This is a genomic window from Psychrobacter sp. 1176_08 (assembly GCF_052850615.1).
Genome location: NZ_VXCU01000009.1, coordinates 16,729 through 29,260 on the forward strand (window position 1 = coordinate 16,729; position 12,532 = coordinate 29,260).

Annotated in this window: 11 protein-coding genes; 1 reads left to right on the forward strand and 10 read right to left on the reverse strand. The window is 40.8% G+C overall.

The features are described 5' to 3' along the window. Position 1: 1 nt before the first annotated feature. Entirely contained in the window at positions 2 to 904 is a 903-nt protein-coding gene (locus tag FW759_RS11930; protein WP_446443098.1) for a hypothetical protein, read from the reverse strand. A gap of 118 nt (positions 905 to 1,022) precedes the next feature. Beyond that, on the reverse strand, positions 1,023 to 1,292 hold the full coding sequence (locus tag FW759_RS11935; protein WP_201611550.1) for a helix-turn-helix domain-containing protein: 270 nt from the start codon (positions 1,290 to 1,292) through the stop codon (positions 1,023 to 1,025). Positions 1,293 to 1,529: 237 nt separating this feature from the next. On the opposite strand from FW759_RS11935, the gene FW759_RS11940 reads away from it, so the two are divergent. Then, entirely contained in the window at positions 1,530 to 2,429 is a 900-nt protein-coding gene (locus FW759_RS11940; protein WP_446443099.1) for an XRE family transcriptional regulator, read from the forward strand. An 813-nt stretch (positions 2,430 to 3,242) separates the two neighbouring features. On the opposite strand, the gene FW759_RS11945 is transcribed toward FW759_RS11940, so the two are convergent. From FW759_RS11945 to FW759_RS11980, 8 genes are all read right to left on the reverse strand, one after another. After that, positions 3,243 to 3,968: a tetratricopeptide repeat protein gene (locus FW759_RS11945; protein WP_446443100.1), complete on the reverse strand. Its 726-nt coding sequence runs from the start codon at positions 3,966 to 3,968 to the stop codon at positions 3,243 to 3,245. A 458-nt stretch (positions 3,969 to 4,426) separates the two neighbouring features. Further along, positions 4,427 to 5,746: a short-chain fatty acid transporter gene (locus tag FW759_RS11950; protein WP_443528539.1), complete on the reverse strand. Its 1,320-nt coding sequence runs from the start codon at positions 5,744 to 5,746 to the stop codon at positions 4,427 to 4,429. A gap of 259 nt (positions 5,747 to 6,005) precedes the next feature. Next, on the reverse strand, positions 6,006 to 6,305 hold the full coding sequence (locus FW759_RS11955) for an AtuA-related protein (protein ID WP_446443101.1): 300 nt from the start codon (positions 6,303 to 6,305) through the stop codon (positions 6,006 to 6,008). Positions 6,306 to 6,308: 3 nt separating this feature from the next. Continuing rightward, on the reverse strand, positions 6,309 to 7,649 hold the full coding sequence (locus FW759_RS11960) for an acyclic terpene utilization AtuA family protein (RefSeq protein WP_446443102.1): 1,341 nt from the start codon (positions 7,647 to 7,649) through the stop codon (positions 6,309 to 6,311). A gap of 22 nt (positions 7,650 to 7,671) precedes the next feature. Continuing rightward, positions 7,672 to 8,961 (reverse strand): CitMHS family transporter, encoded by a 1,290-nt coding sequence (locus tag FW759_RS11965; RefSeq protein WP_446443103.1) that lies wholly within the window; start codon positions 8,959 to 8,961, stop codon positions 7,672 to 7,674. A gap of 195 nt (positions 8,962 to 9,156) precedes the next feature. Continuing rightward, on the reverse strand, positions 9,157 to 10,530 hold the full coding sequence (locus tag FW759_RS11970) for a tripartite tricarboxylate transporter permease (protein WP_446443104.1): 1,374 nt from the start codon (positions 10,528 to 10,530) through the stop codon (positions 9,157 to 9,159). A 93-nt stretch (positions 10,531 to 10,623) separates the two neighbouring features. Further along, complete coding sequence (locus FW759_RS11975; protein WP_062844239.1) at positions 10,624 to 11,055, reverse strand: hypothetical protein; 432 nt, start codon at positions 11,053 to 11,055, stop codon at positions 10,624 to 10,626. A gap of 107 nt (positions 11,056 to 11,162) precedes the next feature. Then, the gene (locus FW759_RS11980; protein ID WP_446443105.1) at positions 11,163 to 12,446 is read right to left on the reverse strand and encodes a hydroxymethylglutaryl-CoA reductase, degradative; all 1,284 of its coding nucleotides are present in this window, start codon (positions 12,444 to 12,446) and stop codon (positions 11,163 to 11,165) included. Positions 12,447 to 12,532: the final 86 nt, after the last annotated feature.

The window sequence follows — 12,532 nt, forward strand, 5'->3', positions numbered from 1 at the left end:
ATTATTTCCTCTCAATTTTTGTTTCAGCGGCAGCAATCATGGCAGCTATACTTTTAGGGTCATGCTGTTTTTTGGCTGTTGAGATTGCTTCAACAGGTATATGACTAGGGTGTAATGGAGTATGCTCATCAAGGTTGGTTTTAAATTTGTTGATTCGCTTTTTATCCATTTTCTGAAATAGGTTGACTAGCTTAGCAATGCGTACCGACTCACTAAGATTTTTTTCAAACCAGTATGAATGGAAACCATAAAGTTCTAATCTTAATTCTTGCTCATTGATGAATCCAGATAGGGATAATACACCTGCCGCCTGTAAATGCGTTTTGTATATTTCATATTGACTATCAAAATCATCGAAAGAGGCGACAACGCTTTCTTCTGTATTTTCTTTATTAGTCTCTTCTTTATTCTCTTTAACATCACGACAGTCTGTCGTGATGATGGATGATGCCAAGCTGACGTTATCCGCATCGTCAATCTGTCGCGATCCATCATGACAATCTGTCGTATAGGATTTAGACAATTTGTCGTTATGCTTATTTTCGGTACTTTCAAGCGGTTTTTTACCCAAATCTGCGCTAATCCTATTTAATTCTTCATAATTAATCGTATAAAAATTAACTCGGTTTTGTTTGTTGTCCGCCAGTTTTTCTACTAATAATAAACCCATGTCAGTTAAGTTTTTAAATATACGCTCAATTGTTCTTTTGCTCCAAAACTTAAAATCTTGCTCACGCCACCGTTCAAATGTTTTATAAATCCACATTTTTCCATCATATTTTGTCTTGGCGTGAGCAAGCCAGTAATGTACTTGTTGCAAAACGATCGCTTCATTAAGCCCTATCTTATTGGCAAGTGAAGGCAATACTTGTAATGGCGGTTCGTTTATCAGTAGATTACTCATATTTCAACCCAGCCTGATCTAATGATTTTAACTATAAGCTCTTGAAAGCCATTGAAGATTTTCTAAAAATTCCACTTTCAACCTCTTGAACTTATATTTTTATAAATCGATTGCATATCTAATAACTGCTTGTAGATGATTGTTCACAATTATCGAGATATTCATCAAGATGTTTTTTACGATATAAAATATGTCTGCCAGCTTTGCTGTAAGTAATAGCCTGAGACTGATGACAACGCATATGCTGCAACGTGTGCAATGATTTGCCTATGTAGGCGGCGGCGAATTCAGGCGAAAAAGGAGTATTTGGAGCAGCTTCAATGACTTTTTGTTTTAAAATCTCTTTTTCATCATCTGTATATTCTGACCAAGTTTTTTTGCGATACATAACTTCTTTCCTTGTCGATATAGATTATTACTTCTAAATACTAGTAAGTATAGTTTACTCTCGAAACTATCAAAATCAATCGAAACCTAAATTATTATTGTTAAGTAATGTAACTTTCATGTATAGCAGGGTATAAGTAGCTATGGCATAAGAAATCACTATTTTATGCTATTTCTTTTAAAAGTTTCTCGTGATAAAATAAATACAAGAAACTTTTTATGAGTTAAGGGGAAATTTGTGAGTGAAGATCTAAAACAGATGGCTAATAGAATTAAAGAGTGCATGAAGGCGAAAGGACTTAAACAAGTAGATATTGTTAAAACTACGGGGGTTTCTAAAGGAAGCATATCAAAATGGTTAGCTGGTAAAGCCAAACCAAGTGGCGAATATTTACTCCGCCTTTCACAGGTTCTAGGTGAATCAGAATATTGGTTATTGAATGGTGAATATCCTTATAGTTCTTATGAAGATATTGACGACGCTATGGACTATATGAACGCTTACGAAGAAAGTATGAGGGATCATTACATTACAGAGCTCGGTTTAGAACCTAGACTTCCGTATAGTATTAGATTTTTAAAAGAAGAGTTTGAGAATAAGATTTTTAGTGAGCATGAAGAGTTTGAAAAACGATACGAGCCTTCTGCTGAACAAGAGCGTCAAATCGAAGAGTATGAAGAGTGGCTAGAATGGGAGGAAAGAGCGGATGATTTTATTGAAAATAGGTCGACCTTAGAACAGATAAAGAAATATCCCAATTTAAGTGTTTTTATAGAAAATTTTAAACATGTAGAACAACCATTAAGGTCGCAATCTGAAATTGCTGAACGGACAAACAGTAACTTAAGTAAGACCCTATTCTATAATCAAGAAGACCATAGCATGCAGCCGATAATCACTATTGGTGCACAGTGCTCAGTAGATTTAACTAAACGCACTATAAAAAACGGCAAGTTTTACTTGATAAGAACGGATAGCTTTTACGGGGTAAGAGCACTATTTAGTCAGTCTGATGGTGGCCTGCTACTACAATGTAAGAACAAGGAATATCCAGATGAGAAAATTTCTAAATCCAAAACAGACAGCTTAGAGGTTCTCGGTTATGTTTATGCTTGGACTAATATGGATCCTTGGTAAAGAAATGTCTTAACGTGACCTTAAAGCTACTTATGAAGAGTACTAAATATTAAAAAAAGGTCATCTGCACCTTTAGGAAGCATAAGCAAATAATAAGCTCGACTATCCAAACGCGCTAAATCAATAGTTTAATGACAATCGCTCGAATCTGAAGAGGATCAGTGATATTAAATGCATTTGGACTACTAAGGACTGCTTGTATCTAATGTATAATAAAGAATTATGTACTAGAGAGCTTATTGGCTAAGCAATAAATAAATGTACGCAGCTGATTCGATATGCTGCGCATTCAATGTAATAATTAGGGATAAACGGTTGGGTCAAAGTTTAATTATTACAATCTATACAATTTAATATTTTGTACAATCTGCTGATAACTTTTTTGGTACTCTTAACTGAATCGAAGTCCGTTACATAAATGCGTTTCATCATATTAAAATTAACGACGAGATCTAAAACTAGTTAAACAAACCAATTTTTAAAAGTAATTTTGATACTTATTTGATACTTGAAAAATATTGTTACATCTTTTTAGTTATAGCTAAATATAGTTAATTTAACCCTAAGCCATTGTTTATAAATATATTTTATCTCTACTCATTGCTTATTATCGTTAAGTATATCTAGTTATTTGAGATAGCCAAAGGATTCAAAATCCGTTGCCTTTAAAAGCGTGTCGGTTCGAGTCCGACCACTGGTACCAATACATAGTTCTATACTATCTTATAGAACCTCTAAAGCCCCTGATATCAGGGGCTTTGTTGTATCTGGCGTTAGTGCTAGATTTATCACCGTAGATACCACTAATATTAGCTACAACTCATTACAACTAGGCTGATATCCATTGTCACAAGACTTGCTATACCACTCTTTCGATTTGGCGCTGTCTTGCTCCACACCTCTACCTTCGAAGTACATCAAACCAAGACTGTTTTGCGCTTCAGCTATTTCTTGATTTGCAGCTTTTAGATACCATGCGGCTGCTTTTGTGTCATTGAGCTCAACCCCTTTACCCGTTTCGTACATGTCGCCGATATTGTTTTGAGCGCTCGCATATCCTTGAGCAGCAGCTTTTCTTAGCCATTTTAGTGTCTCTGCGTAATCCTGACTCACTCCTTGACCCTCATAATACATTGCAGCCAGATTATACTGAGCGGGTGCAAAACCTTTATCAGCTGACATTTGGTACCATTCAACTGCTTTATAATCATCTTGCAGGATACCGTCGCCATTTTGATAAAGCGTTCCAAGATTGTATTGAATTTTAGCATTGCCCTGTTTGGCAGCTTTTTCATACCACTCAATGGCCTTAGTATCATTCTGACGTACGCCTGTGCCATTGCTGTACATCTCTCCGAGCGCATATTGCGAAAATGCTCGACCTCTATAAGCGGCTTCTTTAGTCCTTTTAAACGCTTTAACATCATCTTGACTAATACCCTTTCCAGTAAGATACATATGGCCAAGAGTGGCTTGGGCAGTCGCTATGCCGTTATTCACTAATGTGCTCACCTTCCCAAGATCGGCAGTAGCTGACATGGTTAACCCACACGATAATCCCACTACCATTACTTTATAAATGAATGTCTGTTTCAGTGTTTGTAAGATCATGATCTTCCTTAAAAATAAAAATACTATCGCTTGAACAGTGCAGATGCAGGTAAGCCCGTAACCAGTCTATCGGTACCTTTTAACTCTTGTATTCATTCAACATCCTGTCGAATTAAAACAGTCGTATATGCTATTAAACATAGTCAATCCCCTTTAAAAAAGTATAGTTCTACTGGGATGAATTTTGCAAAGCATCTGTCACGACGGCAAACAGCCAACAAAGAAAATTTATACCAGCAGGATATGACGTCCGTATGTACCCTCTTTATTTTCTAACATTTACCATTTTCCGATAAACCATGGATAGTAGTTATCCTTTTGGTATTCAAGCGTAGAAAAGCCTTACCTCTAAAGGCAAGGCTATATATGCATCTTTTAAATTGTCTTTATAAGAACAGCAATCCCAAACCAATCACAACGCCACTGACAACCAAAACAATGACACAGAAACCCATGATGTCTTTGGCTTTTAGTCCTGCAATGGCAAGTGCCGGTAATGCCCAGAACGGCTGGATCATATTGGTCCATGCATCACCCCACGCTACTGCCATCGCCACTTTTGCTGGATCACTACCCAGCATCTCTGCCGCCTCTAGCATAATGGGCGCTTGTACCGCCCATTGTCCACCACCTGAAGGGACAAAGAAGTTGACAAGTCCAGCACTCAGAAATGCAAAAAGCGGCAATGTTTCTGCTGTCGAGATATTAACAAACGCCTCTGACATAATAGCCGCCAAACCAGAGGCAGTCATCATGCCCATAATACCAGCATAAAATGGGAACTGTACGATGATAGCGCCCGCGCCTTTTACTGCCTCTTGAACCGCTATCAGATACTTACGAGGCGTGCCGTGGAATATAATCCCAAGGAATAAGAACATAAAGTTCACCAAATCGAGCGTTAAGGCAAAACCATTCTGCACAAAGTAATAAACGATAAAAGCAATGCCCATCAGACCGATAACCATTGATAACATCCAGCTATTCTCTAACCGCTCTGCTGGAGTCATATCAGCTTTTGCTGGAACGTCCTCAACGATGGGATCAACCAAGAGTTTGGGATCGACGGTCACTGTGTCTTCTGCCTTTGGCATCATCAGACGGTTTAATACAGGTACGATAATCACGAGCGCAACAACGATAATTAAGTTATAAGTGGCAAAGATAGTGGCACTCGTTGGAATAATACCAATCTTGTCCGCGAATGGATGACCCTCTGTCGCAATCGATAAAGGGATGGATCCTGAGAACCCTGCATGCCAAATAATAAACCCAGAGTAAGCACTGGCAATCAGCAAGCGATAATCAACGCCTTCAACGCGCTTCGCCAGCTCTTTGGCAAATAGCGCACCAATCACCAAGCCAAATCCCCAGTTTATCCAACTGGCAGCCAGTGACACCAAGGTCACTGAAATAATGGCACTGCCTGGCGAATTAGCAAAGCTTGCAAGTTTACCAAGTCCCTTTTTAAATATGGGACTGCTTGCAAGTACAAAGCCAGTTACTAGTACCAGCACCATCTGCATGGAGAATGCGAGTAATGCCCAAAATCCTTCTCCCCAAAATGCGACCATCTGTATGGGTGAAGAGTCAGTCAATCCTAGACCAAGGATAAAGATGACAACCGTCAAGATAATGACGAATAAAAATGGATCTGGTAAATACTTTTCCATTAAGCTATTCGAAAAACGTGTAATCCCTTTCATTTTTTAATTCCCTTTTAGCCAAATGTAGACTTGATTTATAACCCTGATGCTACCTTATTCTTTCTTTTTATTCTTGTTCATTTAACCACAAGCTGTCTCGTTAATATGACATTTTTTGATGTTTTGCATTTTTACTTTCATACTCATCCACAAACTTTCAATAAAAAAGAGCACCTTGATATGAAGGCACTCTTTTGGATACTTGGCTTTGAAAAATGCTATATATAGCCGCCAGACCTACGACAAATTACTGACTTGTTTATATCTCTAAATCCAAAAGTTTAGAGCTTAGGCTCTTACCATGCATATCTTGCGCTAACGACTTGGTCACCCCGCCGCCCAGCGCGCCGTACATCACAAAATTGAATGCATTGAGAGTCGGTAGCTCATAACGAACAACCTCCCCTTGTACAATGTCTTTAAACCATTCTTTGACAATACCTTCAGTGACCTTGTCTTTGAGAAGCTCGTAATCTTCTTCTTTAAAAGCAATAAGAGAGATATTGGATATATTGCCTTTATCACCTGTTCGGGAATGGGCTATTTCACGTAATTTCATTTATCATACCTCCCAATATGAAACGTTGATATCAGTGTCTGCTTCGAAAATGAGTATTGAGCCTATGGATACTATCTCTTTAATATTTGAGCGAATACCACCGCCACCTGCTGGCCCATTGGTGTAAAGTGACATTGCTTCTCGCACAATGGCATTAGCGACTGCCTCATCCTCGGTTCTTGCAGCAATACGAAGCCGCGTTTCAGGTGCTTCTTGCATATCAAAAGTCTTATTGGCATACAAAGAGTTGAGTCCAATAAAATCATAGCGTATTTCAATGGGTTCAATATCTTGAGCAGCCAGTCTTTTTTCCATAACGGTTTTGGCCAGCTTGGCTCTTTCAACTGAACCTGCACCGCCGTAGCTAATTTCTGCCTCGGCAATATATCCATCTTTATATCCGATACTCGTTTTTAGCAAGCCCGTCTTTGGTTTTCCTGAACCACCAAACACTTTAACGACATCTTTTGCCACTTCTTCAACTTGGACACTAGAAAAGTCAGCAATGACATCTGGCGTCAAATAGTTAGCGGGGTCATGAATCTCATAAAGCAATTGCTCTTTTACGGTGGCTAACGATACCAAACCGCCAGCGTTCGCCAATTTAGTTATATGGTATTCTCCGTTTTCAGTCACTTCCATGATTGGAAAACCTACGTTCCACAGCTCTGGTACCTCTTTGTAGCCAGGATCGGCAAAATACCCACCCGTGATTTGAGCGCCGCACTCCATTAAGTGCCCGCCTATGGTGCCTTTACCTAATAATTCAGCATTTTCAAAGGACCAGCCAAATTCGTACATCATGGGGCCAAGAAATAATGAAGGATCAGCGGCTCGACCCGTGATGACTATATCGGCACCTGCCTTAAGCGCTTGTACGATACCTGCCGCGCCAATATACGCATTTGCCGAAACGATTGACGAGCCAAGCTCTTTAATTTGCTTACCATTTTCTAGCAGTGTTTCATTCTGATAACGCTCAATTTTTGGGAATACATCGTCACCAGTGACTGCTGCTATTTTTAAATGGTGCAAACCTTGTTTTTCAGCGATTTGCTTGACCATTTCGGCAGCCGCTTTTGGATTGGCCGCGCCCATATTGGTGACTATTTTGACGTTGTTTTCTACACAAAGCGGTAAGACTTGCGCCATTCGATACTCAAGCAGACTGTCATAACCTTGCTTTGACTCTTTCATTTTTCGCTGCTGTGCAATGGCAATCGTACGCTCTGCAAGGCATTCAAACACAATATAATCAACGTCGCCATCTCGAATGATATCAAGAGCAGGTTCCAATCGGTCATCTGAATACCCTGCACCCGACCCAATTCTGATAGATTTCATGATGTGTTTCCTTCTTTTCTATTTATATGATGACACCAGTGATGACTGCCACGATGGTCATAACGATGGTCGTACCAAACGCCCATTTGAATACAAATTTTTGATGATCAGCAAGCTCTACTCCTGCCAATCCAATCAATAAAAATGTCGAAGCCGTAAGAGGACTTAAGGGAAACCCTGTGGTCATTTGTCCAAGCATAGATGCCTGACCAATTTGAACAGGATCCAATCCATAAGCACCAGCCGTCTCTGCCAGAATCGGCATGACACCAAAATAATAAGCGTCTGGCGTGAATATCAGACTCAATGGCATACTGATGGTAGCGACAATCACACCCATAAAACCGCCTACTTGATTAGGGATGATATTGACCAAGGACGTCGCCATCGCCGTAATCATGCCTGTACCCGATAGAATCCCTGTAAAAATACCCGCAGCAAAAATAATCGAAACAACCGTAATCATGCCAACCGACTGCGCGCGTATCTGATCCATCTGATCATTCAGTTTGGGATAATTGATAAGGACAGCAACGGCAAACGCCACCATAAAGACAATTGGTAACGGTAGCCACACTTGAACCAATGCCACAATGGTTAAAACGGTTAACACCAAATTGAACCAAAACAGCTTAGGGCGACGCATACTACGTTCTTCTTCAGTGAGCTCATCCTGCAAGCTATGCTCCATCTCCTGAACACCCAAACGTTTACGCTCTTTTTTTCCGACCAGATACGCCACAAAGATGATCCAAACGATACCCGCTATAAACGCAGGAATGATAGGATTAAATAGTTGGGCGGTGCTAACCTCTAGTGCCGCTGCGGCTCGTGCGGTTGGTCCGCCCCAAGGCGTTAGATTCATGGTGCCTGCGCCAAGCGCTACCATGCCCGCCAGTACAATTCGGCTCATACCCAATTTATTATATAGCGGTAATAATGCAGGAATGGTAATCAAAAAAGTAGACGCCCCAGAGCCATCCAAATGGGCAATCATCGCAATGACAACCGTTCCTATGGTGATTTTCACTGGGTCACCTTTGACGAGTTTCAAGATTCTTGTAATTAATGGATCAAATAGTCCGGCATTGTTCATCACACCAAAAAACAAAATAGCAAACCCTAACATAATGCCCGTTGGCGCCACACTCACAATACCGTCCAACATAAAAGTGCCTAACTCGCTGCCAAAACCACCTATTAACGCAAAAACAATCGGTACTAAAATCAGCGAAACAATCACGGATACCTTTTTAGTCAATATAAGAACCAAAAACACAGCAATCGTCAAAAATCCTAATAAAGCCAACAAATTCACTCTCCCTGTTAAAATTACTTTCTTCCTGATTCATTCACCTTAGCACCTTTATTCATGCTCAGTAGAATTCATACCAAATCTTTTAGTCATGTCTTACCATCATTGTCGCTATTCTTTGTTTAAGAACGCATGGGAGCGCCGAACCCTACTCAGCGCTCTATTAGAAATGTTACTCATCAAGATTAAACATCACATAATCGCAGGGATTGACAACACAGCCACGTAATAACCCATGAACTGACAGCCTGTATTGAATGAGAAGTGTTTTGATAAAAGACCACCCAGTAAACCCAATCCTAGAACGGTAAACACACCAACCAACCCCCCTTCCCATATACTAATGACCAAAATCAGACCGATAAAAGTGGCGATAATCGCTTCGTGGCTTATTTTTTTCACTACAAATAAAGCGGCGTTTCTGGCGTAGTTCATTGAAAAAGGATACGCGATAATAGCGGCCAATATGACTGATAGGACACCATAAAAAAGAAAATCCATCGGACTGAGTAAGTGGTGCAAGTTATTACCTGCTACTTCAGCTGTCTCCACATTAAACACAGGCGGCGCATTGAATAAAGGCGCGGCAGGACCAGCAGCGACTGGACTGAGCGGTAGACCAAAAGCAATTAATGGGATCAAGGCTTCTGCAATATAGGTCGATTCAGTGACCCCATTCTTAGAAGACAAGACCGTCGTTAGCCTATGATACGTATTTTTGATACGCGAACCCACAAATTCACCCAATATCACGGTCATTGCCACTGGGCTAAACACAAAGGTGGCACTCGATATTAGGGAGGTAATCACCGTAAATTTAGTCTGTGTCTTGTTCAAAATTTTAAATGGATTGGGAAAATAACCCTGCCAAAGCTTCAAATCTGGCGCGACTTGAACCTCGTTATTTTTTGCTCGAGATTGCAACTTTCTACCAGCAGGACTCATAACAGTAAACAAATCTGCTATTAGGGGGCCGATAGCAATCGCTAAAAAGTAAGTCACGCCCAGACTGGTATCATATTGTGCTGTAAAGGCTTTTAGCGCCAAGATGAACGTCACAAAGGGAATGAGTAGCAGTACCGATGCCCACTTACCTTTTGAAAAATAAGCAATGGATATGGCAGCTATTAAAAAGATCCATGGCGCAAACTTAGTAATAATGTCGCCAAATGGCGCTAAAATTAAGGCAAACCCAACAGCGGCAACCACCGCAATAAAAGCCGATATAATTGAGCTTGAGATCATCTTTTTGAGGGCAATATGCGGTATGCCCAACTTCCGTAAAAGATCTGCCTCCTCTAACATAGGTGTCGCCATCGTATCACCAGGAATCCCCAGCAGCGCTGTCGGTATAGCATGAGTCATGTGTTTGGACACAGCACCTGCCATCCAAAATGTAAACACGGCTGCTGGCGGCGCCCCAATGATAATCACCATCAAGGTAAGCGGCACCATGGTCGCGGTCTCATCTGTTCCTGATACCATACCAATTAGTGAAAAAATAATAGCGCCAATAACGCCATACATCAGCGCTGGCCAAAACTGAATCAAAATCTCATGTAACATCGCCTTCTTCCTTGAAGTCTGTATTCTTAGCCACTGGCTGTCGTATATCGGCTAATGGCTCTTATATAAATGCTTAGAAAAACCGTCCATTTGTTATTGTTTTTTCTTTGCTATCTCTTCTGCTTCTTGAAACACGGTCATTAATTGCAACAAATTCAGCTCTTCTTTTACTTCAGAAGGTAAATCATTGACGCTGGTGTAATTGGGATCGTCTTTAATTAAGTCGACAATAAATGCTTTGACATTATCGCTATTGTCTTCTTGACTGGATATCACTGTCCTTGCTGGTTTAAACATAATGGAGCAAATAAAGCCTGAGAGCAGACAACCTCCTAAGCCAATGAGCATTGCATAACCATTAAGCAGGGTCGTGTCTCCAGAGGAAGAAGACAGAAAAAACTTGGCCAATAGAAAAGTCCCTGTACTCACGACGCTACCTATCACGATAGCGAATAGCATCGACTTAAAATTAACCGTATCCCCCCAGACCTCTACCAAATTATTGTTTGAACTGTCCATAGTCATATTCATCCTTGTCATCATAGTCCGTATAGAATGACCATCTAAAAATCAGTATTGAAGCATCGACCTTGGTGCTAACTGAACTTTTATTTCTTATCGATGTGCACTGGTTACCCGCTCTTGTGACGCAAGGTTGCTAAGATCTCCTGGGCCACATCGATACGCACTTTGCCACTCTGAACTAATAGCTCAGTTACTTTGTCAACCTCATGGGCTTTGGCACCTGCCATCACCGCGATGTTTTTTGCATGCAGTGACATATGGCCTTTTTGAATACCTGTGGTCACCAAGGCCTTCATTGCCGCAAAATTTTGTGCCAATCCAACCGCACACGTAATCCTAGCCAGCTCATCTGCAGAATCAATGTTCAAAATCTCTAAGTTTTGCTGCGCCGTTGGGTGCACTTTGGTTGCACCACCAATCAGACCGACTGCCATGGGCAATTCTAAGCTGCCGCATAAATTGCCGTCTTTATCAACACCCCAACTGGATAAACTACGATATTGACCTGTCTTACAAGCGTAGGCGTGTGCACCCGCTTCTATCGCTCGTGTATCATTCCCTGTTGCCAGAATCACAGCGGATATCCCATTCATAATGCCTTTATTATGGGTCGCTGCCCGATAAGGATCAGTATCTGCAAATCGGAATGCTGATAACATCGCATCTCTAACGGCTTCTCCCCCTATCTCATCCGTAGGCCACGTGGCACGAGCCATCGACAGGCGTTTGTCTGCAAGGTTTGACAAAATCCTCATATTTGCTTTGGCAGATGTCCAGCCCTCCAATGCTGGCGATAACGCTTCAACCATAGAGTTGACTGCATTTGCACCCATGGCATCGCAGGTATCTACCAAAATATGTACAATAATGTTGTATTCATGACCATCATCCAACACTCTCACTTCTAACCCTTTGAACCCGCCGCCTAACTTCACTAATAATGGATCTACATCGTTACAGATAGCTTTAATATCGTGCTCATTTTCAAGGATAACTTGTTTGGTAATCATGGGATTAATGACATCAATCAATTGAATCTGGCCGATCATAATGTGTTCAGAAGTATGGGTATAAAAACCACCAGTAGCCCGGCATTGTCTGGCTGCATTACAAACAGCGGCCACTACGGACGACTCCTCTGTCGCCATAGGAATCAGTCTGTCTTTACCATCAATTATCATATTAGTAGCAACACCAATGGGGATATTCATCGTACCAATGGCATTCTCAATCATATTATCAACGGTCTGAAACTCCGTATTACCAGTGTTCAAAAAGTGATCTTGACTGAAATTGCTTTCGCCCAAAAATTCAGCGATTTTTTCTAAACGTTGCTGGTGCTCAAGTTTGTAAAAACTAGAAATGCGCGAAGAAGAGGTTGATTCTTGCATGGGTATACATCCTGTAAAGTGATTCCTTTAAAAAAGGTTTGAAATAGCAAAACCCTAAGACTGCTAGTAGCAGTACTACTTCAGTC

Bases quoted from the DNA above. Each gene is read 5' to 3' on its own strand.
- FW759_RS11930 (WP_446443098.1), bottom strand. From the start codon at position 904: ATGAGTAATCTACTGATAAACGAACCGCCATTACAAGTATTGCCTTCA.
- FW759_RS11935 (WP_201611550.1), bottom strand. From the start codon at position 1,292: ATGTATCGCAAAAAAACTTGGTCAGAATATACAGATGATGAAAAAGAG.
- FW759_RS11945 (WP_446443100.1), bottom strand. From the start codon at position 3,968: ATGTCAGCTACTGCCGATCTTGGGAAGGTGAGCACATTAGTGAATAAC.
- FW759_RS11950 (WP_443528539.1), bottom strand. From the start codon at position 5,746: ATGAAAGGGATTACACGTTTTTCGAATAGCTTAATGGAAAAGTATTTA.
- FW759_RS11955 (WP_446443101.1), bottom strand. From the start codon at position 6,305: ATGAAATTACGTGAAATAGCCCATTCCCGAACAGGTGATAAAGGCAAT.
- FW759_RS11960 (WP_446443102.1), bottom strand. From the start codon at position 7,649: ATGAAATCTATCAGAATTGGGTCGGGTGCAGGGTATTCAGATGACCGA.
- FW759_RS11970 (WP_446443104.1), bottom strand. From the start codon at position 10,530: ATGTTACATGAGATTTTGATTCAGTTTTGGCCAGCGCTGATGTATGGC.
- FW759_RS11975 (WP_062844239.1), bottom strand. From the start codon at position 11,055: ATGACTATGGACAGTTCAAACAATAATTTGGTAGAGGTCTGGGGGGAT.
- FW759_RS11980 (WP_446443105.1), bottom strand. From the start codon at position 12,446: ATGCAAGAATCAACCTCTTCTTCGCGCATTTCTAGTTTTTACAAACTT.